Source organism: Gardnerella vaginalis ATCC 14018 = JCM 11026 (genome assembly GCF_001042655.1).
GTDB classification, from domain to species: Bacteria; Actinomycetota; Actinomycetes; order Actinomycetales; family Bifidobacteriaceae; genus Bifidobacterium; species Bifidobacterium vaginale.
Genome location: NZ_AP012332.1, coordinates 1490739 through 1515702 on the forward strand (window position 1 = coordinate 1490739; position 24964 = coordinate 1515702).

General features: G+C 40.4%; 25 protein-coding genes. 11 read left to right on the plus strand and 14 right to left on the minus strand.

Annotation, left to right across the window (positions count from 1 at the left end; all coding sequences use genetic code 11):
- Window positions 1-78: 78 nt before the first annotated feature.
- Entirely contained in the window at window positions 79-1539 is a 1461-nt protein-coding gene (gene gndA / locus GAVG_RS05755) for an NADP-dependent phosphogluconate dehydrogenase (protein WP_013399773.1), read from the minus strand.
- A gap of 430 nt (window positions 1540-1969) precedes the next feature.
- Between gndA and GAVG_RS05760 the strand changes: the two genes are divergently transcribed.
- The 4 genes from GAVG_RS05760 to nrdF all read left to right on the plus strand — a co-directional run bounded on the left by GAVG_RS05760 (window position 1970) and on the right by nrdF (window position 6260).
- On the plus strand, window positions 1970-2221 hold the full coding sequence (locus tag GAVG_RS05760) for a glutaredoxin family protein (RefSeq protein WP_004114274.1): 252 nt from the start codon (window positions 1970-1972) through the stop codon (window positions 2219-2221).
- Window positions 2222-2287: 66 nt separating this feature from the next.
- Window positions 2288-2788 carry a class Ib ribonucleoside-diphosphate reductase assembly flavoprotein NrdI gene (nrdI, locus tag GAVG_RS05765; protein ID WP_013399774.1) on the plus strand — a complete coding sequence of 167 codons (501 nt, stop codon included), beginning with the start codon at window positions 2288-2290 and terminating at the stop codon, window positions 2786-2788.
- 72 nt (window positions 2789-2860) lie between these two features.
- Window positions 2861-5083 (plus strand): class 1b ribonucleoside-diphosphate reductase subunit alpha, encoded by a 2223-nt coding sequence (gene nrdE, locus GAVG_RS05770; protein WP_013399775.1) that lies wholly within the window; start codon window positions 2861-2863, stop codon window positions 5081-5083.
- Between the two features lie 82 nt (window positions 5084-5165).
- Window positions 5166-6260 carry a class 1b ribonucleoside-diphosphate reductase subunit beta gene (gene nrdF, locus GAVG_RS05775; RefSeq protein ID WP_004114270.1) on the plus strand — a complete coding sequence of 365 codons (1095 nt, stop codon included), beginning with the start codon at window positions 5166-5168 and terminating at the stop codon, window positions 6258-6260.
- 177 nt (window positions 6261-6437) lie between these two features.
- Here nrdF and GAVG_RS05780 read toward each other — a convergent pair whose 3' ends face one another.
- Window positions 6438-6725 carry an addiction module antidote protein gene (locus tag GAVG_RS05780; protein WP_009994045.1) on the minus strand — a complete coding sequence of 96 codons (288 nt, stop codon included), beginning with the start codon at window positions 6723-6725 and terminating at the stop codon, window positions 6438-6440.
- 221 nt (window positions 6726-6946) lie between these two features.
- Here GAVG_RS05780 and GAVG_RS05785 point away from each other — a divergent pair, with 221 nt between their 5' ends.
- From GAVG_RS05785 to GAVG_RS07125, 4 genes are all read left to right on the plus strand, one after another.
- Window positions 6947-7168 (plus strand): type II toxin-antitoxin system RelB/DinJ family antitoxin, encoded by a 222-nt coding sequence (locus tag GAVG_RS05785; protein ID WP_009994046.1) that lies wholly within the window; start codon window positions 6947-6949, stop codon window positions 7166-7168.
- 333 nt (window positions 7169-7501) lie between these two features.
- Window positions 7502-8953: an ATP-binding protein gene (locus GAVG_RS05790; RefSeq protein ID WP_004114264.1), complete on the plus strand. Its 1452-nt coding sequence runs from the start codon at window positions 7502-7504 to the stop codon at window positions 8951-8953.
- A 285-nt stretch (window positions 8954-9238) separates the two neighbouring features.
- Complete coding sequence (locus GAVG_RS05795; protein WP_004116156.1) at window positions 9239-9532, plus strand: DUF2089 family protein; 294 nt, start codon at window positions 9239-9241, stop codon at window positions 9530-9532.
- A complete protein-coding gene (locus GAVG_RS07125) occupies window positions 9529-9702 on the plus strand; it encodes a hypothetical protein (protein WP_004110365.1) in 174 nt (57 codons plus the stop codon). The genes GAVG_RS05795 and GAVG_RS07125 overlap by 4 nt, the downstream gene beginning before the upstream one ends.
- Window positions 9703-9921: 219 nt before the next feature.
- Here the strand turns inward: GAVG_RS07125 and GAVG_RS05800 are convergent, their stop codons facing one another.
- From GAVG_RS05800 to GAVG_RS05820, 5 genes are all read right to left on the minus strand, one after another.
- The gene (locus GAVG_RS05800) at window positions 9922-11094 is read right to left on the minus strand and encodes a sensor histidine kinase (RefSeq protein ID WP_009994053.1); all 1173 of its coding nucleotides are present in this window, start codon (window positions 11092-11094) and stop codon (window positions 9922-9924) included.
- Window positions 11095-11128: 34 nt separating this feature from the next.
- On the minus strand, window positions 11129-11782 hold the full coding sequence (locus GAVG_RS05805; protein ID WP_004114259.1) for a response regulator transcription factor: 654 nt from the start codon (window positions 11780-11782) through the stop codon (window positions 11129-11131).
- 34 nt (window positions 11783-11816) lie between these two features.
- Window positions 11817-12278 carry a hypothetical protein gene (locus GAVG_RS05810; protein WP_004114257.1) on the minus strand — a complete coding sequence of 154 codons (462 nt, stop codon included), beginning with the start codon at window positions 12276-12278 and terminating at the stop codon, window positions 11817-11819.
- Window positions 12279-12557: 279 nt separating this feature from the next.
- The gene (locus tag GAVG_RS05815; RefSeq protein ID WP_004114255.1) at window positions 12558-13781 is read right to left on the minus strand and encodes a sensor histidine kinase; all 1224 of its coding nucleotides are present in this window, start codon (window positions 13779-13781) and stop codon (window positions 12558-12560) included.
- Window positions 13775-14515, minus strand: a complete 741-nt coding sequence (locus tag GAVG_RS05820) for a response regulator transcription factor (RefSeq protein ID WP_004114254.1) — start codon at window positions 14513-14515, stop codon at window positions 13775-13777. The genes GAVG_RS05815 and GAVG_RS05820 overlap by 7 nt, the downstream gene beginning before the upstream one ends.
- A gap of 192 nt (window positions 14516-14707) precedes the next feature.
- Here GAVG_RS05820 and GAVG_RS05825 point away from each other — a divergent pair, with 192 nt between their 5' ends.
- Entirely contained in the window at window positions 14708-15211 is a 504-nt protein-coding gene (locus GAVG_RS05825) for a hypothetical protein (protein WP_013399778.1), read from the plus strand.
- Window positions 15212-15237: 26 nt separating this feature from the next.
- Here the strand turns inward: GAVG_RS05825 and GAVG_RS05830 are convergent, their stop codons facing one another.
- On the minus strand, window positions 15238-15585 hold the full coding sequence (locus GAVG_RS05830) for a hypothetical protein (RefSeq protein WP_004116167.1): 348 nt from the start codon (window positions 15583-15585) through the stop codon (window positions 15238-15240).
- Window positions 15586-15820: 235 nt separating this feature from the next.
- Between GAVG_RS05830 and GAVG_RS05835 the strand changes: the two genes are divergently transcribed.
- A complete protein-coding gene (locus GAVG_RS05835) occupies window positions 15821-16057 on the plus strand; it encodes a hypothetical protein (protein WP_004114248.1) in 237 nt (78 codons plus the stop codon).
- A 128-nt stretch (window positions 16058-16185) separates the two neighbouring features.
- Here GAVG_RS05835 and GAVG_RS05840 read toward each other — a convergent pair whose 3' ends face one another.
- Together GAVG_RS05840 and GAVG_RS07515 are read right to left on the minus strand one after the other, a co-directional pair.
- A complete protein-coding gene (locus GAVG_RS05840) occupies window positions 16186-16956 on the minus strand; it encodes a DUF3800 domain-containing protein (protein WP_004114245.1) in 771 nt (256 codons plus the stop codon).
- 441 nt (window positions 16957-17397) lie between these two features.
- The gene (locus GAVG_RS07515; protein WP_048730728.1) at window positions 17398-17577 is read right to left on the minus strand and encodes a hypothetical protein; all 180 of its coding nucleotides are present in this window, start codon (window positions 17575-17577) and stop codon (window positions 17398-17400) included.
- A gap of 25 nt (window positions 17578-17602) precedes the next feature.
- Here GAVG_RS07515 and GAVG_RS05845 point away from each other — a divergent pair, with 25 nt between their 5' ends.
- Window positions 17603-20554 (plus strand): InlB B-repeat-containing protein, encoded by a 2952-nt coding sequence (locus GAVG_RS05845; RefSeq protein WP_029600582.1) that lies wholly within the window; start codon window positions 17603-17605, stop codon window positions 20552-20554.
- A 152-nt stretch (window positions 20555-20706) separates the two neighbouring features.
- On the opposite strand, the gene GAVG_RS05850 is transcribed toward GAVG_RS05845, so the two are convergent.
- From GAVG_RS05850 to GAVG_RS05865, 4 genes are all read right to left on the minus strand, one after another.
- Window positions 20707-21330 carry an FMN-binding protein gene (locus GAVG_RS05850; RefSeq protein WP_004573683.1) on the minus strand — a complete coding sequence of 208 codons (624 nt, stop codon included), beginning with the start codon at window positions 21328-21330 and terminating at the stop codon, window positions 20707-20709.
- Between the two features lie 55 nt (window positions 21331-21385).
- Window positions 21386-22231: an ABC transporter ATP-binding protein gene (locus tag GAVG_RS05855; RefSeq protein ID WP_009994331.1), complete on the minus strand. Its 846-nt coding sequence runs from the start codon at window positions 22229-22231 to the stop codon at window positions 21386-21388.
- Between the two features lie 65 nt (window positions 22232-22296).
- Window positions 22297-23586, minus strand: coding sequence for an ABC transporter permease (locus GAVG_RS05860; protein ID WP_009994329.1), 1290 nt, complete (start codon window positions 23584-23586; stop codon window positions 22297-22299).
- Window positions 23576-24958 carry an ABC transporter permease gene (locus GAVG_RS05865; protein WP_004116188.1) on the minus strand — a complete coding sequence of 461 codons (1383 nt, stop codon included), beginning with the start codon at window positions 24956-24958 and terminating at the stop codon, window positions 23576-23578. Before GAVG_RS05865 ends, GAVG_RS05860 begins: the two co-directional genes overlap by 11 nt.
- Window positions 24959-24964 lie beyond the last annotated feature (6 nt).

Sequence of the window (24964 nt, forward strand, 5' to 3'; positions counted from 1 at the left end):
ATGCTAAAAAAGATCAGAATAGAGTACATGCCTCTGCATAATAATGCAAAGGCATGTTAGTTATAAATATTATTTGATTTAATCTTGCTTTACTTCTGGGCGATTAGGCTCTGCCCACAAAGTGTGGAATACTCCTGGCTCGTCAATGCGACCGTAAGTGTGAGCGCCGAAGAAATCGCGCTGAGCCTGAATAAGCGAAGCTGGCAAACGCTTGGAACGCAAGCCATCGTAGTATGCAAGCAAGCTAGAGAATGCTGGCACAGGAACCCCGTGCTCAACTGCGCGCGCAATAACACGACGCCAAGCAGCTTGAGACTTTTCAATAGCATCCTTAAAGTAAGGAGCAAAAATCAAGGAAACACTCGCCTGCCCAGATTCAAAAGCCTCGGAAACGCGGTTTAAGAATTGTGCACGAATAATGCATCCGCCTCGCCAAATGCGAGCAACAGCAGCCTGGTCAATCTTCCAATCATGCTCAATTGCAGCAGCTGCAATCTCGTCGAATCCCTGAGCGTAAGAAACAATCTTAGAAGCATACAAAGCTTGGCGAATATCCTCAATAAACGCCTTACGCTCAGCATCGTTCAAATCAAAATGCATATCTGGACCAGTCAAGCCTTGACTTTCAGCAGCTTCTCGCAAAGCAACTTGGCTTGAAAGTCCGCGAGCAAACACAGCTTCAGCAATACCCGTTACAGGTATTCCGAGAGAAAGCGCAGACTGCACAGTCCAAGTACCCGTGCCCTTCATACCAGCGTGATCCACCATCATCTCAACCAAAGGCTTACCAGTCTTAGCATCCTTCTGTCGAAGCACATCTGCCGTAATCTCAATCAAATAAGAATCAAGCTCGCCCTTGTTCCACTCGCTAAACACGTCCGCAATTTCGTCAGACTTCATGCCCAAGCCGCGAAGCATTAAATCGTAGCTTTCTGCAATAAGTTGCATATCCGAGTACTCAATACCGTTGTGAACCATCTTCACAAAGTGGCCAGCGCCATCAGTGCCAATATGGGTTACGCAAGGCTCACCTTCTGCAACAGCTGCAATCGACTTTAAAATAGGGCCAAGAGTCTTCCAAGACTCCTCCGTGCCACCTGGCATCATCGAAGGACCGCGCAAAGCGCCTTCTTCGCCACCAGAAACACCGCAACCAACGTAGTGAAGACCGCGCGCGCGAATGTTACGCTCTCGGCGAATCGTATCTTCAAAGTAGGAGTTTCCGCCGTCAACAATAATATCTCCTGGCTCCATAGCGTTTGCAAGCTCTTCAATAACAGCGTCTGTAGGAGCACCAGCTTTTACCATAATGATTGCAGTGCGTGGGCGCTTAAGCGAAGCAACAAATTCTTCAACAGTTTTAGCAGGAACGAAAGCACCTTCACTGCCGTGCTCATTCATCAAGGTTTCTGTGCGCGAATAATGACGATTATAAACAGCAACTGTATTACCGTGATGTGCAAGATTTCTCGCTAAATTCGACCCCATAGCCGCTAAACCAACAACGCCAATATTTGCTCTAGCTTGATTTTCCGCCATTTTGCACCTCTATCTTTTAATATTTATAACCGTAATATTTATAACCGTTTTATTATTTTATGATTGCTTTATTTTTAACACTTAACCAATCAAAACACACTTTTTTAAGTTTATCTACCTATATGCACAAGCGTCATTCATACGATCACAAAGCCTACGACATAGCCCACGCGTTAATCGCGATTTTGTGATAAAGATTACATTTTTACTTTTATTAGTCGCTATTAAAAAAACATAAATACCGCTTAAATCTTACAGACACGCGTGATAGCCAAAATTTGGACACACTAAATATAGGGATTAGACATACAACACGCCACTATAAATAGTGTTAAGTGGTAGTAGACTGTTAAATCGTGCCAAAAAGCACAAACTTAAATAATCATAAAGAAAAAAGACTTAGAATACACTCAACGAAGGGAGAAGAACCGTGACTATTACAGTTTTCACCAAGCCACATTGCCCACAGTGCGATGCCACAAAGCGTCAATTCACTAAGCTAGGCGTGAATTTTGAAACAGTAGACTTAACTCAAAGCCCTTCTACTTTAGACCAGTTGCGCGCAGCAGGATATCGCCAAGCGCCAGTGGTGATTACTCCAAACTCGTCGTGGAGCGGATACCGCCCAGATTTGATTGCCCAAATCGCAAGTCAACTAGAAGACGAAAATAAAAACGATTAAAGCAATCAAGAATCAAGAATAAACAATCAACAATCAAAATAATCAAAGCAATCAAGAAGCATAAAAATGTGTGATCAAGAAAATATGTCACAACCAAGCGAGCCAGAAGCGCGCGCACAAGGCGAATCAATCGGAGCTGTAGTCTATTTTTCTTCCGTCTCCGAAAACACACTACGATTCGTGAAAAATTGCGATTTTCCAAGCAACAATGTGAACGTATATCGCATACCGCTTCGACCAAAAGAGCCAGAATTGCACGTGCGCGAGCCATACGTTTTGATTGTACCGACTTACGGCGGAGGAAACATATCTAAAGCAATACCAATGCAAGTGCGCAAATTCCTAAATAATCGCGAAAATCGTTCGTTTATTCGCGGCGTAATATCTTCTGGAAATACGAATTTTGGAGATGCATATTGCGCTGCAGGCGGTCAAATCGCTGGAAAATGCGCAATCCCAAATATGTATTCGTTTGAACTTACAGGAACTGCAGAAGATATAGAAAAAGTAGCGCAGGGAATACCAAAATTTTTAAGGCAATTAAAAGAAACAGAAGAAACGAAATAAACAAATAAACAAAATCAACAAAAAACAGCGTTTGAAAAGCAAAACTAACGCACGAGGAAAGGAATAAACACCATGAATAGCACGGATCCGATGAGCGAATCTACTTCGCTTAATCTTGATCACACTGACGACACCAACACTGCTAGCAGCACAGCAGAGCGCATTCGCAACAGCCGCGACTACCACGTTCTTAACGCTATGCTCGGTCTTTTCGACCCAGAAAAAGGTATTCAGTTTGATAAAGATCAGGAAGCAGAAAAGCTTTACGTTTCGGGTTACGTGCAAGAACACAGCATGAAGTTTGCTTCAACTCATGAGCGCTTGAACTATTTGATTAGCAACTACTACTACAACGGAAACGTGTTCGGCAAGTATAGCAGCGAGTTTCTAGATAAGTTCTACGAGCACGCAGAAGCTGCTCACCACACTTTTGGCACTTTCTTGGGTGCTTTTAAGTTCTACACTTCTTACGCTTTAAAGACTTTCGACGGCAAGCAATATTTGGAAAACTTCGCTCAGCGCGCAGCAGCCGTAGCTTTGGAACTTGCAGATGGCGATGAAAAAGCAGCGCTCAACTATTTGGACGAGATGCTTGCAGGCCGCTTCCAGCCAGCCACTCCAACGTTCTTGAATCTTGGTAAAGCTCAGCGCGGAGAGGCTGTGAGCTGCTTCCTCGTGCGTTTGGAAGATAATATGGAGTCTATTGCACGCGGAATTAACTCTGCTTTGCAGCTTTCTAAGCGCGGCGGCGGCGTGGCTCTGCTTCTTACGAATTTGCGCGAGCTTGGTGCTCCTATTAAGCGCATCGAAAATCAGTCGAGTGGCGTTGTGCCTGTTATGAAGCTTTTGGAAGATTCATTCTCTTATGCTAATCAGCTTGGCGCTCGTCAGGGCGCTGGTGCCGTGTATATTAGCGCTCACCACCCAGATATTATGCGTTTCCTTGACACTAAGCGCGAGAACGCGGACGAGAAGATTCGTATTAAGTCGCTTTCTTTGGGTGTTGTGATTCCAGATATTACTTTTGAGCTTGCTAAGCGTAAGGAAAAGATGGCTTTGTTTAGCCCTTACGACGTTGAGCGCGAGTACGGAAAGCCTTTTGCAGACATCTCCGTTACCGAGCATTACGATGAGATGGTTGCAAATCCTCGCATTCACAAGAAGTACATCGACGCTCGCGAATTCTTTATGACTCTTGCAGAGATTCAGTTTGAGTCTGGATACCCTTACATTTTGTTTGAAGATACTGTAAATCGCACAAATCCTATTGAAGGCCGCATTACTATGAGCAACTTGTGCTCCGAGATTTTGCAAACTCAAGAGGCAAGCACTTATAACGCCGACTTGTCTTATAGCCACGTTGGTCGCGATATTTCTTGCAATCTTGGCTCGCTTAATATTGCTAAGGCGATGGACGGTGACTTGGGTACAAGCGTTGATTTGGCTGTGCGCGCGCTCACGTCTGTTTCGGAGCATACTTCGATTGATTCCGTGCCTTCGATTCGTCGCGGAAACGCGGAAGGCCATGCTATTGGCTTGGGTCAAATGAATTTGCACGGTTTCCTTGCTCGCGAGCACATGCAGTACGGAAGCGAGGAAGCTCTTGACTTTACAGACATGTACTTTATGACGGTTGCTTACCACGCTTATAAGGCTTCTCACGCTTTGGCTGTAGAGCGCGGGACTGCTTTTGCAAGCTTTAAGACTAGCGCTTACGCTAAGCCTGCAGGAAAAGGCAACTACTTCGATAAGTACACTGATGGCAGCCGCTCGCTTGAGCCTAAAACTCAAAAGGTTCGCGATTTGTTTGCTCGTTTTAACGTTGCAATTCCAACCGTTTCGGATTGGGAGCAATTGCGCGACGAGATTTTGCGCGATGGCATTTACAACGAGTATTTGCAGGCTGTTCCTCCAACTGGTTCCATATCGTACATAAACCATTCCACGAGTTCAATACACCCGATTGCTTCTCGCATTGAGATTCGCAAAGAGGGCAAAGTTGGCCGCGTCTACTACCCTGCTGCATACATGACGAATGACAATATGCAGTACTTTAAGGATGCTTACGAGATTGGTTGGAAGGCAATTATTGACACTTACGCGGAGGCAACTCAGCATGTAGATCAGGGATTGTCTCTTACTTTGTTCTTCCCAGACACTACGACTACTCGCGATTTGAACAAAGCTCAGATTTACGCGTGGCGTAAGGGTATTAAGACTCTTTACTACATTCGTATTCGCCAGAAGGCTTTGGAAGGTACAGAAATCGAGGGTTGCGTAAGCTGCACGCTGTAAACCTTATGGTTGTAAATCTTTCGCAAATTAAATCAAAAACTTAAAAATTTTATAAAACGTAAACACAGAATCAGGAGTAATTATGACAGAACTCAGCCCAACTGCGCTCGATCCAACAGAACTTCGCAGTAGCTTAGATAAGCCTTTCGGCACGAACCGCGTAATCGCAGACGACGCTATGATGGCAGATTCCATCACCCCAGCTCAATACCGCTATCATCACGGATCTCGCGTGCGCCCAGTTAATTGGAATAATATTGTTGACGACAAGGATTTGGACGTTTGGAATCGTCTTATTGCTAACTTCTGGCTTCCTGAAAAGGTTCCGCTGAGCAACGATATTCCTTCTTGGCGTTCCCTCACCGATCTTGAACGCAAGACAACTACTCGCGTTTTTACAGGCTTAACTTTGCTTGATACCAGCCAGGCAACTATTGGCGAGCTTTGCCAGATTGAGCACGCTCGCACGGAGCACGAGCAGGCTATTTACACGAATATTGCTTTTATGCAGTCAATTCACGCTCGCTCCTACTCCTCTATTTTCTCCACTCTTTGCTCTAGCGAGGAGATTGATGAAGCTTACCGTTGGGCCGTTGGAAACGACGTTTTGCAGCAGCGTGTTACCACCGTGCTTTGCGAGTACGAGAGCGAAGATCCACTTAAGCGTAAGATTGCTGCAACTATGCTTTCTTCGTTGCTTCTTTACGCAGGTTTCTACCTTCCGCTTTACTTTGCTTCCCGCGGCAAGATGATGAATACTGCCGATATGATTCGCTTGATTTTGCGAGATAAGGCGATTCACGGCTACTATTCTGGCTACAAGTTCCAGCGCGGTTTGGAGCTTAGAAGCGAGAACGACAAGAAGAATCTTGAAAAGTTCACTATGAACTTGCTTGATACTTTGTATGATTTGGAAGTTGAGTATTCTGGTCAGATTTACGAAGGATTTGACTTCCACGATGACGTTTTTGACTTCGTTCGTTACAACGCTAACAAGGCTTTGATGAACCTTGGCTACCCTGCTAAGTACAGCGAAGAAGAAACTCACGTAAGCCCTGAGATTCTTGCGGCTCTTTCTCCTGCAGCCGACGAAAATCACGACTTCTTCTCCGGCTCTGGTTCCAGCTACATTATGGGCAAGTCTGTTGAAACCGATGACGATGATTGGGATTTCTAGTCGCTAGTCGCTTTACTAATTAATTAGGTTGTTTATGCACTTTCATAAGCAACCTTTTTTATTTAATTATTTAAGAACATTTCCGTTTTGGAACTATTTTTAAATATCCGCGTACTTATGGAGTTATCGTGGCAGTTTTTGCTAATTTTGCATTTTTTGCCACGATAACTATGTGCGTCACGCATTTGCTGGTTCTATTGCAATACGTCCACCCAACGCTTGAACAACCTTCGCAATAGTTTGAAAACTAGGATTTCCGTCTCGTCTTAAGCTTTTGTAAAGGCTTTCCCTTCCAACCTCGGCTTTTTGAGCAATTTCTTTCATTCCTCTAGCTTTTGCAATATCGCCTATAGCGGCTTGCAACAAGCGAGGATCGTTAAGTTCTGCTGCAGCATTGAGATACGCAATAACATCATCATCGTTCTCAAGATACTCACTCGCATCCCATTTACTTATATTTACCATTTTCTCATCCAATTGCGATACTCATCTGTTTTAAGTATCTCCATAAAAATATTTTATCCTGCAGGATACAATTTTGCAATTTTTGCCATGATAACTTGTTATTTTGTAATAATTGTGTACACAATGGCGCTACTTTGGCATTACGTTGGGTGCTACATGTCTGCTACAATAAAGCAAAGCACGAATAACAAATTTATGATTCTAAGCTTAAAGGAAACGACATGACTTCTACAAAAACGGTTAAAACAGGCAGATTAAGTGTAAGAGTTAATCCAGAAATACGAGATAGTGCATCGCAAGTTCTTGAACATTATGGTCTTGATATGAGTTCAGCAGTCAACCTATTTTTGTATCAGATTGTAAATACGCAACGTTTCCCATTTTCACTTGAAAGTTCTCCATATGAGCACTCTATTGATGAAGCTATGAAAGAAAACCAATAGCTGCAGGTACTGTTGACGATTTTGCTGAGCTGATGCGCAATGCCTAAACCGCCATTTTATAGTCCAATCTATCTGCGAGATGTTCTACTGTTGTATCAAGTTAAAGAAGATTGCATTATATTCCTACGCTTAGGATCTCATGACGACTTATTCTAGTTAGCAAAAACTGTCACGATAACGCATGATTGCGTTGAGCATATTGAAAAATAATATAATTTAGATTATTATAATTATGATTATAATAATCGCGATTATATTAACTAGAGTGCAGATTCAGCAGCAATAAGATGCGCTGAAAAGTATTGCAATTATTGGCGTAACGGCAGGTGGAATATGGTTTTTGTTGGCAGACAAGACGAGTTACAAGTACTTGAAAAATTATATGAGAACAGCAAACACTCGTTCCAGATGGCAATAGTTTATGGTCGAAGACGAATAGGAAAAACTTCGCTTATTTCACAATTCTGTAAAAATAAGCACGCAATACTTTTTACTGCTCGCGAGCAAACTAATATCGAGAATTTGCGTGATTTCTCGCGCACTGTGTACGACTTCTTCAATCTACCGTCAACTACAGGATCGTTTAATAATTGGAACGACGCTCTCGATTTTGTTGCGCAACAATCTAACGCCGTAGACCAGAATGCTCCTAAATCTCCACTTATTCTAGTTTTCGACGAATTTCCGTACGCAGCTCAAGCAGATAAATCCTTAGCGTCAACATTCCAAGTCGCAATAGATCATAAATTTAAAAACGCGAATATGACTCTTATTTTGTGCGGCAGTAACGAAGGATTCATGGAAAGTGAAGTGCTTGGCAAAAAGAGTCCGCTTTATGGAAGACGTACCGCACAGATTCGCTTGCAACCATTTAATCTTTTTGAAGCATCTGAGCTTATGCCAAATAATGCTACTTGGGAAGATAAAATCAACTATTTTGCATCCCTTGGAGGAACACCATACTATATAGAGCAGTTAGATAATAAGTCTTCGTTTGCGGAAAATCTTGAGCAATTATGCTTTAACATTTCGGGAATTTTGTACGCTGAACCAGACATGCTCATGCGCCAGGAATTGCGCGATCCTTCAACATACAATAGTGTGCTAAATGCTCTTGCTACGGGATGCAATACTCCGACTTTAATATCGGATCGCATTGGATTGCCAGCTACATCAGTGAACGTGTATTTGAAAACATTAGAAGGCCTTGGATTAATTGAAAGAAATATTCCATTTGGCATGAATCCACTTCATTGCAAAAAAGGATTATGGCAGATTTGTGACCCATTCTTTGCGTATTGGTATAGGTTTGTAGCGCCTAATAAAGGATTGATCGAACGCGGACTTTCACACGCTGCCGCAAGTAGTGTTCTTGGCGGTGAGCATGAAGCGTTTAGTACTTTTGTAGGTCAACAGTTTGAGAAAATGTGCGAACAGTGGATTGTGCACCAATGCAAAGTTGACGGAATGGACTTTTTGCCAACTAAGTTAGGTAAATGGTGGGGTGCGGATCCTATTGCTCGTGAGCAAACCGATATTGATATTGTTGCAGAAGACGATATTAACAAGCAGCTTCTTATTGCAGAATGTAAGTGGCGTAATAATCTTAACGAAGCTGAAGCAGTGAGCAAGTTGTTGCAGCGCGCAACTTTAGTTGAGAATGCAAAAAATAGCGATTATAAGAAAATATTTATGTTGTTTACAAAACATCCAACTTCTTACAATCCTCGTCATGCTAAAACAATCATCAACTTCGTTGACGCACAAACAATGTTTTTTAACTGATTGCGCGACAATAGTTACGTACTATATCGCGCAGCCGAAATCACGCGTTATCGCGTCAGTTTTTATAAGATTTGCAATTTTTGTCACGATAACTTCATCTTCTCATATGTTATGTAAATATATATCTTTATTATTTTTGCGACAAAACGACAATTTTGGCGACATAAAAATGTCGCTTTGTGCCATATTTCCCATGTTTATTCTTGACAAACTCATACAGCAACTTTAATATTTTTAATAAAAGTTTAATTTAATTAAAGTTTATAGGCTGAAGAAAGGGGTGATATGGATCATATTCCAAGATGGATGGCTAATCTCACAGACGAAGACATGTCGTTTATAAAGAACTTTGTATTATCGTCTGGATCGTTAAAAGAAATGTCGCAAATGTATCAAGTCTCTTACCCAACGATGAGAATCAGGCTTAACAGGCTCATTGAAAAAATTCAAATAAGCGACAATGAACCAGAAGACCCGTTCGTTCTTTTAGTAAAGAGTCTTGCTATTGACGATAAATACGATGTTGACACAGCTCGAACACTCATAAACGAATATAGAAAAAGAAAGGATGAATCATGAGCTATGCATTATTTGGTCCGATAATTGACATTCTTATCGCACTTGCTATATGTGCTTTAGTGTTCTTTATCGCAAGAAGTCTTATTCGCTATGCGCATTCTCTTAAAAAGGACGATAAGTCATCTAAGCAGTCTGCAGAAGATAAAAGAATTGCGTTACAGGACTTATAAAACACAAAAACCGAGTTATCGTGGCAGTTTTTGCTAGATTTGCAATTTTTGCCACGATAACTCGATATAAAATAGCAACGAAACAGCATTCTGCATCACATATTAACCGCTTACTTGCATCTGCTGCACAAAGGCGCGTCCAAATACTCGATTGAAAAGCGTCCAAATACTCGATTAAATCGCAAGAAAGCACAATAATTAATTATTCTTGCATAATGGCTATTTCTCTACATGAAGCGGAAGGTGTACATTAATAATCCACGAATCGTCATCTTCAATAACTTTAAAAGTTCCGCCAACGCGTTCCGCAAGCATCTTATGAAGACGCAGTCCATATCCTAATTGCAAGTTAGCAAGAATACCGCGTTGCGCACTATTTATACACGTAATATGACATTCATGGTCATTAAGCATTACATTCATAGCATATTCTTTAGGTTTTGCAGCATGCTTTTTTACGTTTGCAAGTAGTTCTCGACAAATATATTCAATTTGAGCACATTCTTCAAAAGGCAAACGCATTGATCGAGAATCTTCAGCAGTTAAATCACTACTCAAGTCAATGGAACCAATATAGCCAAGCTTTTCAAATGACTTTTGTTCACAGTCAAATAAAACACGTAAGCCTGTGCAAAAATCTTTATAACATGTAGTAGATTGCATAACATCACCAGTGCTTGCAGTTGTAGCATTGTCAAGAAAAGAAATGATATTGCGTGCTTTATGAATAGTTGTAGTAGCACATTGAAGAATCTCTCGTGAATTTTCATGCTCTTGGTCATGAGTCGTTTGAGGTTCAATAGATTGTTGTGCCATCATCATAATACTGGAAAGCTCATTAGTTACTTCATCGTGCATGCGAATTGCCGCAATAGTGGCATATTTTTGAAAAACGTTGTAACGTTGCGCAAATAACTGTTCCTGTTGCTGGTGAATAGTAGAAATATAGTATTTTACGATTGCGCTAGAAATAAGAGTGATAAGAAGCCACCACCCCAACACATAAGCGTTTTGAAAATCGCATATAATAAAGAGCCATGAAGATACTCCGCAAGAAGCAAGCACGGTGTACCAAGGTTGAGTAATTACAGCAATTGCCAAACAAATCAATATGGTAAGCATCATAGATGAATAGTTGATATTGGGTGCAACAATTACCAACGGCATCCAAATGAGCACAATAAAAGATGCTTTACGTGGCCATATTGCAATGCATAAGCAGATTACAATCCATACTATTTCAACTGTAATTGCATGCCAATTAGAGTAGTAATGAAGATTATTATAGGAACAAATTTCAAGAATCAAAGTACAACTTATGATTGCACCAATTCCAATTTTCTGCCAAGCATCATGCGGCAAAAAATTGATCATACGCGTTAATAATTTCATAACTACCTACTTTTACACGTTAATTTCTTACACGTTATATATCATGCGAATACTTTGCGAGCGCAGCAAGCGCCTGCATGCGACTTTTAACTTGAAGTTTTCCATAAATACGCCGTAAATGCGTGTTGACTGTTGAAACTTTCACATTAAGCTGATCTGCAATCTCTTTCGTAGAAGATCCCTGTTTGCACAAGCGCATAATTTCCGATTCTTGAGGAGACAAAACTGAAGTCTTCGGAAGTTGAGAAATCATATTAAATGATTCTTGCGGAGTGTGAAAATAGTCAATATATTGTGGCAATTCTGGGCAACCGTAGCTTGTTGCGCGCGATTGGATGGCTGCAACTACGTCTGCTAAATTGTCTTTATGTACTAGCGCTTGACCACCCGACTTAGCAACTTGCAATACGTATTCATCTAGCATGTAGGAAGTAATGCCAATTAAAACAATATTGCTATTGCGCTCGCGAATTGCCTTAATTACATCAACACCACTCATTTCTCTCATTGACATATCTACTAAAAGTACGTCAGGAGTATTCTCTGCAACGCAACGATGAATAGCTTGTTTTGCAGAAGAACACATCCATGCACAAACAAAGTTTTCAGGCAAACGACTTTTAAGAAGAAGTTGCATATATCGCAATACAAGCGTGTCATTATCAACAATTGCGTAAGTAGTGTTCATACAATATATGATATCTTGTTTTGGAATCCGCTTATCAAGAGATGTGCGATTGTATTGTTTTTCTCAAATTATCAAGATTGTACACATTAAAGTGCCATACGCTAGCACTTTCCGTTGGCACACTCCATTCTTCGGTTTTGCCATTCGCAGTAAAACGAATTATTTGAGTTGTTGGTTTACTTATAACTTCAAAATTAGTGAGTTGATTCCACGCAATACGACGAAGATACTTATCGTCTAATTTAGCTAGATTACCCGAGCCTAAAATGACATTCGGATTAACAATAATAAACTCATTATTAGTGGCAGCAATAATACGCGCAACAACGCCTTGCGCTACATAGAATAATTTAGGTAACAAAAATAGTTTGATTAAATCTTTCCACCAAGGGTCGTATTTCATTGTAAATACATACGTCTTATCAACTGAAAGATTGTGATCTTTAAAATACTTGACGATATCTTCTTCTCGTATACCGCGCAAAGGATTAGTCATAATAAGCACCTCCTCGTGATTCTTGTTTTGTAAATTATCAACATACTAACGTGCAGATTTTATCTACACAAATAAGCGTACCTATTTTTAACGATAGTGCTTTTAGAAAACTTTTAAAAAACTTTTACTATTAGCAGTTTGTATGTTCTCAACAATCAACATTTAAGAATATTTCCGTTTTGGAATTATTTTTAAATAGAGGCGTACTTATGGAGTTATCGTGGCAGATTCTGTTAGATTTGCGATTTTTGCCACGATAACGCAAGAGTCTGATTGATACTAGTTTAGCGGAATAACAACATTGACCAGCCAAGTGTCGTCATCTTTTTGCGCGCTTAAAGATCCACCTAAACGTTCCACAGATTTTTTGTGGAATAGTAGACCTTTGCCAAAAACAAGTCTTTCGCCAAACTTATTCAACGTCGAAATCGAATTCATACACATTATTCTGCATTCGCGCTTATCAACCGTAACGTTCATAGAAAAATCAACGCTAGTATTGCAATGCTTACGAATATTAGTAAGCAGCTCGCTGCACATGCGAATAGCACATTGAGCTTTTTCAGTACTAATAGTTGCAGATGCAGTAAAATCACCACTCCCCGAACTTTTATCATTCACTGTTAGAGAGCCATAGTACCCAAGCTGCTCGCAAATCTTACGTTCAGCCTGTAAGCGTGCGCGAATATTGCATAAGAAATCAGTCAAACTTATGCGATTATTGCTATTAGAACTATAAATAAACTGCGTGCTGGCAATATTTGAATCTAAAGAATCATCATACTTATGCTCAGCTTGTTCAAGTAGATTAATAACAAGTCGCGTTTTAGAAAGCGCATTACGAGAATGCTCAACAATCTGCTCTAGCGACTCTTTTGTATGATCACTTTTCTCGGTATACAAAGCATCAGTCGCAAGCAATGTAATATCCGTAATCTCATTGTTCACATCGTCGTGCAATTGCAATGCAACAGAAGCAATATAAGACTGGAACTCACTGCGCACAATATCCATTTTTGCGCGATTATTTTCCTCCAACATGTTCAAATACTTGCGCAAAGCGTAGCCACAAATCATGGAAATAAGAATAAAACAAGGGAAAGTAAGCGGAATGTACGCAATTTTTGCAAAGTACATAATATTCAGCGAAACTATGTACGCACAAAGCAAATACTTCCACGAATCGTAAAAGCCTGCAACAAACATGCTAGCGATCAATGAAAAAAGAAAGCAAGTTGCATTTACGCCTGGTACTGCTAACGTTACGCAATATAAAATCGGAGTTACGAGGGATATTTGACGAGGAAAAGCAATCAAAAGAAATATTGCGAACATCCAAACGTATTGGCACACAGATTGTAATGGATTATGCCACAAACCAGCTGTATTGCAAGATTGCACATCCATTGACACTACAAGAATCGCCAATATTATGAATAAAGTTCGCTGAATTTTCCAGCTTTTAACCAACTCAATAACGCGCGAAAATGTTTTCATTAACATGCGTTATCCGTTTCTTGCAAAAGATTCGGATGATTCTGCGGCGAATCATTAAAATATTGCATATTGCTATTTTGCTCACGATTTTGCATTGCAGCAAACGCGGATATTGCTTGCACTCGGTTAGAAACATGTAATTTTTTGTAAATTCTATGAATATGCGTGTTAATAGTGTTTGGCATAAGACCAAGTTGAGACGCAATCTGATTCGTTGTGTACCCTTTAGCAAGCAGATCCATAATTTTTAGTTCTTGAGGCGGCAAAACGCTGCGCGATCTTGATTTAGAAAGTCTAATAAAAGATTCTTGCGGAGTAGCAAAATCGTAAGCAACATCTTTAACACATCGGCAGCCATACGCATGCTGATTATCGCAATATTGCAAAGCTTCTGCTAGTCCTTTGAAATTGTCTTTAGCAACCATTGCTTGCCCACCAACTTGCGCAACCATCGAAGCGTAGGATCTACAATCATACGAAGTCATGCCAATTAAAACAATATTGTTGTTTTGTTCACGAATTGCGCGTATTACCTCTACTCCAGACATGTCTTTCATTGACATATCTATCAAAATATAATCCGGAGTAGTTTTTGTTACTTGGCAATATTTCAAAGCTTGCACGCCTGATTTTACGCACCATTTGCACACGTACTCGCTTGGCAAAAGCTTGCTGAGCACGTTTCGCATAACCGCTAAAACTAATGGGTCGTTATCTACTATTGCATACGTTTTTGGCATAATGGCTTTCTTGCAATCACACGCTACTTTTCTTATATTCTACTTTATAAACGCGCGCAAAGTAGGGCAAATCGTGTAGTAATAAATGATTACAAGTAATGCATGTAAGTCAAACTTGGTTATAATAAGTAACAATATGCGACTTTTGGTTGCGTTGAAATTCATCTTTAATAATGATTGCAGCAGGATTATATGACAAAACGACTAATAGTATTGCACTCCGCAGAAGTAGCTGCGATGGCGCTTGCCTCAACAGCTGCTTTTATGCGTAGCTTTGACTTTTTCGCTTTGTGGCTTGTTCTAGGACTTCTTTCTGTTGCATTGTATTCTTATGCATATTTTTTCTTGCGCAAAAGCGTTATTAAAGAAAAAAATGCGTATATAGAAAATAATATATCTAAGCTTAGCTGTGCGGGCACTAACAGCATAAGTAGTGATGTTGAGAATATAGAGAACAGCAAAGATTACATAATTACTCTTGAGCAAGAGCGCAAAAAAGTCGAATCACAAAATAAGCAAATACTCAACAATTACTCGAATAATTTAACAAATATTATTACATGCTTTATTTGTGGGCTTATTCACGTTCCTTGGATTTATTACTACGGAATTGCAAATGGCGTCTTAACATTGGTGATTTTGTGGCGATCAATAAAGCGCCCACAAGGGCACCCTATTGATCAAAGCGATCTTTAAGGATTTAAGGCTTTAAGGATTTAAGCTTATTGTTGATCTTCCATTGAAAGATTTAATCCTTTTGCGGCATTGCGAAAATATTCTATATGGTCGCCATAGCCGTCTGCAATAATAGCGTCTTCTTTTACAACAAAAGAGCCATTTTCTAGCACAATATATTTTGTAAAGACTTCTTCTAATTGCTTAGCTAATTCATCAATTTCATCTTGTGAAAGCTCTTCGCTACTATTTTCCGCAAAGTTATCTTCCTGCTTTTGAATTTGATTAATGCTATTTTCACTAACATTTCCTATTTTGTTTACGCTATCTTCTGGCTGCCAAGAGTTTATACCAAAATCACTCATGCTTACACTACCCATATCTGCGCTACTCATGTTTGTATCTCCTTGTATCTGTAACGTATTTGCGCAACATATTTGTGCGTTGCTTTAACTCTAATTACAAACATTTTCCGTGCAATCTTGAGTACTAAGTTCTGAGTACATAATATTGCTCGAAGACTTGCGGCATTTATACTAGAAATACAAAATACATACGAACGATAGGCAGCGTACACAAATTAGCTACAATGCTCACGAACAAAACAGCAAATTGGAAGGGAAACAACTCATGAGCAAGGACTCTATAAAACTTATTAAAAAAACGCTTATTTGGATTCTTAAGTGGGCAATATTTACAGCAATCGAATTCCTTCTTTTGTACGTTGCGATTATTTCTTGGAATCATGATTTTGCACAATTCATGCACGAATACAGAGATGCTATTATTCCATTTATGGCAGCAACCGGAGCCATGATAGCAACAACGATTCGCAACGAAGGAACTATTTTTGAAGTCAAGGAGTAAGGTGATTATGGCGCTAAAACGCAATATTGCAAACAATAAACAATTTATGATATAATTTTACTACGCCGTGACTGCGCCATATTGTAGGTTTGAGGTTAATCTTCAACACGGCGTCTATTTTTATTATTTCAATTTTCAATAATACGGCTGCCACTAGGTACAGCCACTACTCCAAATCCTTCCGCTTTACCTTGACTATTTCTACGAACGTTATTTCTTATCATATTATAAAAAGTTGAATCTCTTTTAGAACATTTTCTATAAACTGCTCCTGCAACTAAATCTGCAAACTGCACACCTACACTGTGATGAGAAGCTGCTATAAATAATCCTTCAATTAGATTGTTATAATCAGCTCGATGTGAGTCATGATTATTGAGTAGATCAAAATGGAAATCATCAAGTTGCTTATTTTGTTTACTATTACGAGCATCAATAACTATCATTCCATAAACTTTTGTACCAGCATTTTTACTTAAATCTTGAAGATAATACTGAAAACGTTCACATATTTTTTCAAACGCAGTGTGATACATATTTTCAGCATTGCCATCTTTATATTTATCGTAATACTCCTTAGTGTTCACTACAGCAGCAATAATTTTAAAATCTTCATTTTCCGAAATCAGCTTAAACAGATTCTCACGCAATTCATTCAATTCATTAACACTCAAATTAGAAAGAGGCGTGGTCTCGTTGCTTAATGGATGATTAATGAAATAACGCCACTTAACTTCCCCCTCAATCCCATATTTCTTTTTTAATCCATGCAGATTACTTTGTAATGATTTCCATTGCGATTCTGGAATGACTAATCCGCCCAAAACAAAATAAGGATTTTGCTCTACAGCATCACGTTTAGGAGCGGTTCCACTCTCGTCCAAAAAAAGAATTTGCATGAGAATATTTTATATGAAATATTCAACATTCTACAGTTATAAACACAGCACAGCTACTATTGCACTATTAATTAGATTATGCAAATATTTATAAACTATTGTATTTAATACAAATACGAGTATACTTTTACCTTCTACAGGTGTAGTGTAGAAACTGTATTAATACGATGCATTAACTAGCGCCCAACTTCAGCGGACAATATGGAGCTAACAATGAGAAGAAATAATAAATATAAAGGCATGCGCATACTTACTGCTTCAACTATCATTGCAGCAATGTCGCTACTTTCTGTATATCCAATAAGTGCATTAGCTATTACCCCCCCCCCCATCAACAGAAGTAACCGTAACTAACCCAGCTCCAAAAACACAACTTGTTGTAGATGGCACAAACGGATCAGACACAAACGATGGATCTGAAAGTAAGCCATTAAAAACTATTCAAAAAGCTCTTGAAAAAACTGCACAAAAACCTGCAAATATTACCATTAAAGGCAATTTTTCACTTAATACACCTGTAGAAATTCCACAAGACATTACACTTTCTATCGATAAATCCGGCGCCACAATAACAGGCTCAAATAATACCAACGATGGAATCACGCTGAAATCTGGTTCCACACTTCGCGGTGACGGCGAATTGAAAATGACTGCATTTAAGGTAGCTCTTACAGCGGAAAAAGGCTCTCTTATTACAGATGGCACATACACTTTCAAAGATAACGCAGTAGAAGACAGTCACGGAATTTACCTTGCGGGAACAGTAAAAGGCACAAGCAAAGATAAATTAAAAATTACTGCTGATGACAAATGTAATACAGGTTTTTATGCTGATGGTATTACTTTCGAAAATGCTACTATTAACGTTAAATCACAAATTCGCACATGGTTTGACGCATATGATTTAACTTTGAAAAATTCTTCACTTACTGTAGCAGGCTTCGGAATGTCATACTATGTAAACAAATTAAACATGGACAATTCGGAGTTTGTGATTAATAAAATTGGTTGGAGACACTCAACTGGTTTAACAATTCAAGGCGACTCAACTGTTACCAATAATTCACGAATTGTTGCTAATGCAGGATCTACTGCAGGCATTTCCGTTGGAATATCAAATGGAAAATTAGCCGTTACCAACTCTACTCTTGAATTTAATAATGGTGGCGCTGGCGGCTTAAATGTAAATAGCGGAAAAGTAATTCTCACCAATTCTACAATCAAAGGTGATGGAAAAAATAGTGGAGCGCTTTTTGGAGCTCAAAACAGTGGATCTATTGAACTTAAGGGAGACTGCTTAATAGATAGCCCAGCAAATAAAAATGCAGACGGTGGAGCTGGAACAGGAAATAACTATGTTGTGACTGGAGGCTCACACATGGTTACATATGCTCCTGGATATCACAGCAACAAGGGAAGCACTGTTCCTGTAAACGGTGAAGAAAACGGTAACGAAAAGCTAAGTCTCTTTACTCTTGCTGATAGTTCTGTGAATGAGATAAAACCAATTAACAAAAAAGGAAATACCTACATATACTCAGTTAATAAAGCTTCTAAAGATAACGAAAAGCACGTATGGGTTCCAGCAGCAAAAGTGACATTCGAGCTCAATGATACAAAAGCTGAGGATTCTAAAAAAGCTAAAGGAGCTATATTCTCTGACTCTTCAACTAAAGCAAAAGAATCCCTTGCTATACGCGGTTACGCATTAAACTTTGCAAAAACAGTGGCAGGAGGAAGTACTGAAGTACCAGCAAATCCAATTGCTCCTGGATATAAGTTCCTCGGGTGGTTCTGCAAAAACGCTCAGCATAGCGAGCAAAAATTTACTGAAAAAATGATAATTAAAAGCGACACAACAGTGTACGCAAAGTGGGAAAAAGATTCCTCATCTTATGCTGTTCGCTACCATAATTGCGCTCAAGATGATGCAACATACATTGTTAGTGAAACTAGTCCAAAACGCACTAGCAAAGTTCTTTCATTCTACGAAGTTGTTAAAAATAATGCAAAATTTGCCCGAAAGGGAATGGTCTTCAAAGGTTGGACTACCGATAAAAACGGCAAAGGCAAGACTGTAAAAGCAGGTAGCAATATTTCTATATCGCAAAGTGAAAACTTAATTGACTTATATGCAAATTGGGAAGAAAAAGAATTTACAGTAAAATTCTCTGCAAATGGCGGAACTTTCTCCAATAACAGTATATTTAAGACAAATACAAAAGTATTTGAGATTAAAAAAGATAAGCGCGGTGGAGATGTTGCTGTTGTTAAGAAAACAGCAACATTTAGCGAAAACAGGACGCTAATCAATCTTATTAAAAGTTTGGATGATAATGTCAATATAGACACACCTGGCATTAGTGGCAAAGCAGATTCTGATTCAGACACAACTTATACAAATCTAGCCACGCGCAAATACTACACGCTTAAGAATAAAGATGAATCGTACAGTATATTCGGAATTACGATTGGAAGTTACTACTATTGGTTCAAAGACAAGAATGGAACTGAAAAAGCTAGTATTGATAACAATTTACGAGTGAACGACGATCTTACCTTCTACCTTAAGTGGGAGATTAATCCAAATGTTAAACAGATACAACAGGAGGATATTAATCTTCCTGCAGATTTATTAACTGGCGAGAACACAGCAACTACAGCGTATAAAGTTACTCCAGGACAAACTATTGATTTCACTGGCACAATCACAGCTTCAGTAGTAAAAGACCAAATGAAGACGATAGAAAAGAAATTTAACACAGTAAATGCGAAAGATTATGACAAAATTACTCTCGAAGATATGACATCTTCGTTCATGGCTACATTTACTATCCCAGACGGTTTAACGCTGCCTGAAAATATCACAAAAAATACACTTAAGCTCGATGGGTTCTCAGATACTTTTGCTATCCAGGATGTGCAAGTTAAAGACAAGACTGTAACAGTTACTATTAATTTGAAATCTGGCATTACAACGTATGCAGCATTGCAGACAGCAGTACAAACAAATCTTGGCGACGCAATGAAAATCACTATTCCGGGAATAAAGATAAATCAAGATTTCTCCGGAAAAGCTACAATCGTTGGAACAGTATCTGGCTCATTCCACGCAGCTGCAACATTTAATGGAACAACGAAATTATTTGACTTTACTTGGAACGGCTCACAAACAAACGATGGTAAGAACTCTGACGCAGCAGCAGGCGCTAATGATATTTCTCTCACCGTAGAATATGATCCACAAACTCCTCCGACACCTCCAACGCCACCTACACCGCCTACGCCTGTTCCTGAACCTACGCCTGTTCCTGAACCTACGCCTGTTCCTGAACCTACGCCTGTTCCTGAACCAACACCAAAACAAACACCAGAAAAAACACCATGGCCAAAATATAAGCCGACTCCAGAAAAAACACCAAACATTACGCCACTACCAAAAGAAAATCCAAATAATAAAATCGTAGAAAAACGCAAAAATGATAATAACCAACTTCCAAAAACAGGAAGCGCAATATCACTAACCGCTTTTTCTACAATTTTAACGTTTGGACTTGCTGAAATCATAGCAAAAATTAAAGCACATAAAAATAAATAAACAATAATTTCATAAGAAAAAAACAAACAAAATAGGGGTTAGTATTGTAAACAACTGCACTACTAACCCCTATTAATTACACGCAAATATTCAACAATATAATCACGATTATTATAGTCACGATTATATTAATAAAGTAAGGTAGTTCAAGATTATTTTGCGGATTGAATTGAAGCCTCTTGGCGAGCAACGTCAAGCGCTTTATTGAAGGCATCACTAGTCCAACTTGCTCCAGCAACAACCGAAATATGCAAATCTTTCAACGGCTTTCCAACGATTTTTCCTGGAATAGCCTCACTAAAAGCGCTCATGTGTTTTTTGGAGATTGGCGTAAACGGATGAGACGTTATTTGCACACTGCTAATATTTCCATTTGCAACGCTTAAATTCACGTCAATGCTATCTTCTGCAACTGGCCCATACTTAGCTTTTATTTTGTAATCGCCATCTTTGTAATTGCCAGTGTCTGTTTTAGGCGAATTTTGCTGATTTTGCTGATTTTGCGAATCCTCACTTTGTGCAGAAGCGTGCGATTGTTGAGCACCAGAATCGTAAGATTTCGAAGCATTGCCACTATCGTTTTCGCTTTGACCAGAGTTTCCTGCAAACTCATCATTCATTGGAACGGCACTTGGCTCGCCGCAAGATGCAAGAAGCGCACTTGAGCTAGCCAAAACCGCAATCGCAGCAACCGTTTTTGCAATTTTTTTAGACTTCAAATCATCACGCAAATTAGTGCAGCGTGAAACATTGTGAAACATATTGTCTAAAATCATAAATCATCGCCTTTAAATCTTAAATTAAAACTATGCGCAACTAATCATTTAAAAACTAATCATCTAAATTCGCTAATTTAGGTGACTTAGTAGGCTCATGATTTTGCAAAGATTGCGCAACGCTTTCATCAACATGTGCACTCGTAAACGCAGGCTTGCCACCAATCGCCTCGTACTCTTTGCGCGCAACCTCATTATTCCAACGTTCGCCAACAAGCACACCGTGGTTGAGCATAATTTCACGATCCGCGCATTGAGCTACCAAAGAATCGTGCGTTACAACAATAATCGTAGTGCCCTGGGAATGAAGCTGCTTAAATAAGTCTAGTACAATCTGCTCATTCTTTTCGTCCAAATTACCAGTCGGTTCATCCGCAAGAAGCAACTTCGGGCAGTTAATAAGCGCACGAGCAACACAAACACGCTGCTGTTCGCCGCCAGAAAGCTGGCTCGGCAAATGATGCGCGCGATCCTTCAAGCCAACGCGTTCCAAGGCTTCCATTGCTTGCGATTCATCTACAACTGAATGATAATATTGCGCAACCATCACATTTTCTACGGCTGTTAAATGTGGCACAAGATAAAACTTTTGAAACACAAGACCGATTACGTTTTTGCGAACGTCTGCAAGCTGGCCCGCGTTCAAATCCTCGAGTTTGCGGCCTTGCAAAGCAACAGAGCCTTTAGACGGCGAATCCATGCACCCAATAATATTCATCAGCGTAGTTTTGCCAGAACCGCTCGAGCCAACAATCGAAAGCCACTCGCCTTGCGGCACAGTAAGCGACAAATCGTCAACAGCGCGAAGAGAGCCGTAAATCTTGGAAACATGGTCCAAAGTCAACAGCATTTCTGGCTCAGCTTTTGTGCTCTCCAGCTTAGTTTCTTTATTTTCTGTCATATTAAATCCTTAACCAAAATCCTTAACTAAACACTCTAAAATCACTCTAAAAATCACTATAAAAGCTATTCTTCTCGAAGCACAATCGCAGGGTCTATTTTTGAAGCGCGCAAAACAGGCGGCAACGCTGCAACGCAAGACGCTGCAACGCTAAACACAATAGAAAACACAACCAGCCACCAATTTACGCTCAAATCTCTAGAAAACACCATTGACGCAAGCAATCGCGCAAATCCATACCCCACTGCTGTACCAGCGATTCCGCCAATAAAACCATAAAGCCCAGATTCCGCAGTGAACTCAATGCCAATGCTTTTAGCGCTCGCACCCAAAGCTTTGCGCAAGCCAATCTCATTTCGGCGCTGCTGCACAATCGAAGAAATCGTAGTGCTTACGCCAACCATCATCAACGCAAGAACAACCAGCGAAACAATCCAAAATAGGCTGCGAAGCATAGCAATAATGCCAGTATCTGCCGCCGTAACTTTAGTAACTTGTTGCGCACGAACACGCATAGAAGTCATATCGTTAATGCTGCGCACAACAGCATCTACGTTCGGCGCAGAAGACGAGTAAGCAATCACGTCCGCACCGCGCTTAACGCCTGTAAGCGCACGCAAATCCGCGTTAGTTGCGTAAAGCATGGAATCTTCGGCATCTCCCGTATCTAAAATGCCGCAAACGCGGAAAGTTGTGCCGTGAGTATCCATAATATCTGTGGAAACTCTGCCTTCAACAAGCTTATTTTGAGAAGATTTATCTGTTTGATTATCTGTTTGATTGCCTGCTTGATTACCTTGCGATTTTTGCGCAAGGCTATCCGAATCCGAGGAATTATCGCCAGCGCGATACGCGATTGCAATGCGCGAACCAATCTTCAATCCCATAGCCGAAGCAACATCTCGCCCAACCATAACGTTGCCACTGCTAGGCCAAGCGCCGTCCACGTTCCAATGCTTATTAAGCGACTTAACAGCGGAGACATCCACTCCAGCAAGCACGTACGGAGCCGCATTAATGCGCACATTTTCGTAACGGTAGGTAGCAAATCGCATAGCACCTTTTGCAAGAACCATGTCGTTAGTGTGCAAAACCATTGCGCGATCAATGCCATTTTTCCACTCGCCTGCAAGCGGCGTCACAATAATATTCGCTCCGTATGCGCGCATTTCGTCACTCATTTGTTGAGGAACAACAATGCAGATTGCAGCCAAGCAAAATAGCGTAGCGGCACCAACAAGAGTGGCAACTACTGCCATAAGCGCACGCGACTTTCGGCGAAAAACCGCGCCAAAAAGCATAGTCGCAAACATTGCGCTATTAGAAGTCATACCCGAACCAGATTTAACGCCCATGAAGCACCTCCGCAGGACGCACATGCAAAATAGAGCGAATAGAAGAGCCAGCAGCAGCAAGAACAGTAATCGCAAGAAGCACAAACACCAGCACAAACACCATTGGTCGAAGCGAAATCGCAGAACCAAACACGCTAAATCCAATCACTTGCGCAACGCCAAAGCCTGCAATCATGCCAATAAGCGCACCAGCGCATGCAATAACCGCTGTTTCCATAAGCATTAGCCGCGCAACAGCACCATCGCGCGCACCCAGCGCCTTGAGCAGCGCAAGCTCCCCCGAGCGCTCCGAAATCGCAGCCGCCATAAGATTCGCAACCGCAACAGCCGCCGCAACCAAGCTAAGCGCCGTCATAAGCACCATCACAGCGCGCGTCTTGTTAAGCACGCTGCCTTGCATAGCCGAAACTTGCCGCACTTGCTTTGCAACAGCGTCTGGAATCACTTCTTCAATTTGGTAAGTAATCGAGCTTGGGTAGGCTGTGCAATACCACGTCTCCCACTCTTCTTGGCTAAGCGCCGCTGGATTCTTCGCCGCTTTACGCGCTAAATCGTTTTCTGGCGTAGTCAATGCTTTAACTTCAATCGCCTCAACCATATTTGGCTTGTTTGCAATACGCTGTGCCTGGCTGGAATCCGCGTAAATCGCGTTATTGTCGCTATCTCCAGAATCGTAGATGCCAACAATTTTAAGTGAGATTTGTCTGCCAGAACGAGTTAGTTTTATTCGCTGACCAACTTTTAGATTATGACTTTTAGCAAGATTTGTGCCAACAGCGGCCTCGTGCTTAAAATCGCGCGGGAATCTGCCTTCAAGCATCTTCCACCAAGACCGCATTCCTTGCACACCAACAACTGTTGTTTCTCCAGAAGCGAGCGCAAGCTTGCGATTAAACCACGTGCCAACAATTGGGACTACTGAATTAGCAGATTTAGCAGATTCGGCAGAAGAATTTGCTTTAAGATTTGCTTTAAGATTTGCATAAATCGTTAGTTTTGGCGCAAAATTCGTTATGTTAAACGCCCAAAAAATCATTTTGATTTTTGCAGCATCCGATTCCTTCAAAAAAGCGGTAGATTCTTGACTTTCAGCATCCGCCAAAGTTTGAGAAGTTTGCAAAGTTTGCGAATTACTATAGCCTGACTTTGTGCGAGACACATACAAGTCGTTCACAACAGCATTCGACTTAGGCTGAACAATAATATTGGACCCGTAAGAGCTAAGCTCCGCGTTAATTTTGTCTCCAACGTCGTAAACAACGCTAAGCATTGCAACGCTTACACACGCACTCAAGCACACAACAATCGCTATAAGAACTCGCTTTTTAATCTGCCTTGCAAGAGATCGCGCAACCATTCGAATCATAAACATTTGCAA

Excerpts from the sequence above, each read along its gene's own strand:
- gndA (WP_013399773.1), bottom strand. The coding sequence starts at position 1,539 with ATGGCGGAAAATCAAGCTAGAGCAAATATTGGCGTTGTTGGTTTAGCG.
- nrdI (WP_013399774.1), top strand. The coding sequence starts at position 2,288 with ATGTGTGATCAAGAAAATATGTCACAACCAAGCGAGCCAGAAGCGCGC.
- nrdE (WP_013399775.1), top strand. The coding sequence starts at position 2,861 with ATGAATAGCACGGATCCGATGAGCGAATCTACTTCGCTTAATCTTGAT.
- nrdF (WP_004114270.1), top strand. The coding sequence starts at position 5,166 with ATGACAGAACTCAGCCCAACTGCGCTCGATCCAACAGAACTTCGCAGT.
- GAVG_RS05780 (WP_009994045.1), bottom strand. The coding sequence starts at position 6,725 with ATGGTAAATATAAGTAAATGGGATGCGAGTGAGTATCTTGAGAACGAT.
- GAVG_RS05785 (WP_009994046.1), top strand. The coding sequence starts at position 6,947 with ATGACTTCTACAAAAACGGTTAAAACAGGCAGATTAAGTGTAAGAGTT.
- GAVG_RS05790 (WP_004114264.1), top strand. The coding sequence starts at position 7,502 with ATGGTTTTTGTTGGCAGACAAGACGAGTTACAAGTACTTGAAAAATTA.
- GAVG_RS05795 (WP_004116156.1), top strand. The coding sequence starts at position 9,239 with ATGGATCATATTCCAAGATGGATGGCTAATCTCACAGACGAAGACATG.
- GAVG_RS07125 (WP_004110365.1), top strand. The coding sequence starts at position 9,529 with ATGAGCTATGCATTATTTGGTCCGATAATTGACATTCTTATCGCACTT.
- GAVG_RS05800 (WP_009994053.1), bottom strand. The coding sequence starts at position 11,094 with ATGAAATTATTAACGCGTATGATCAATTTTTTGCCGCATGATGCTTGG.
- GAVG_RS05805 (WP_004114259.1), bottom strand. The coding sequence starts at position 11,782 with ATGAACACTACTTACGCAATTGTTGATAATGACACGCTTGTATTGCGA.
- GAVG_RS05810 (WP_004114257.1), bottom strand. The coding sequence starts at position 12,278 with ATGACTAATCCTTTGCGCGGTATACGAGAAGAAGATATCGTCAAGTAT.
- GAVG_RS05815 (WP_004114255.1), bottom strand. The coding sequence starts at position 13,781 with ATGTTAATGAAAACATTTTCGCGCGTTATTGAGTTGGTTAAAAGCTGG.
- GAVG_RS05820 (WP_004114254.1), bottom strand. The coding sequence starts at position 14,515 with ATGCCAAAAACGTATGCAATAGTAGATAACGACCCATTAGTTTTAGCG.
- GAVG_RS05825 (WP_013399778.1), top strand. The coding sequence starts at position 14,708 with ATGACAAAACGACTAATAGTATTGCACTCCGCAGAAGTAGCTGCGATG.
- GAVG_RS05830 (WP_004116167.1), bottom strand. The coding sequence starts at position 15,585 with ATGAGTAGCGCAGATATGGGTAGTGTAAGCATGAGTGATTTTGGTATA.
- GAVG_RS05835 (WP_004114248.1), top strand. The coding sequence starts at position 15,821 with ATGAGCAAGGACTCTATAAAACTTATTAAAAAAACGCTTATTTGGATT.
- GAVG_RS05840 (WP_004114245.1), bottom strand. The coding sequence starts at position 16,956 with ATGCAAATTCTTTTTTTGGACGAGAGTGGAACCGCTCCTAAACGTGAT.
- GAVG_RS05845 (WP_029600582.1), top strand. The coding sequence starts at position 17,603 with ATGACTGCATTTAAGGTAGCTCTTACAGCGGAAAAAGGCTCTCTTATT.
- GAVG_RS05850 (WP_004573683.1), bottom strand. The coding sequence starts at position 21,330 with ATGATTTTAGACAATATGTTTCACAATGTTTCACGCTGCACTAATTTG.
- GAVG_RS05855 (WP_009994331.1), bottom strand. The coding sequence starts at position 22,231 with ATGACAGAAAATAAAGAAACTAAGCTGGAGAGCACAAAAGCTGAGCCA.
- GAVG_RS05860 (WP_009994329.1), bottom strand. The coding sequence starts at position 23,586 with ATGGGCGTTAAATCTGGTTCGGGTATGACTTCTAATAGCGCAATGTTT.
- GAVG_RS05865 (WP_004116188.1), bottom strand. The coding sequence starts at position 24,958 with ATGTTTATGATTCGAATGGTTGCGCGATCTCTTGCAAGGCAGATTAAA.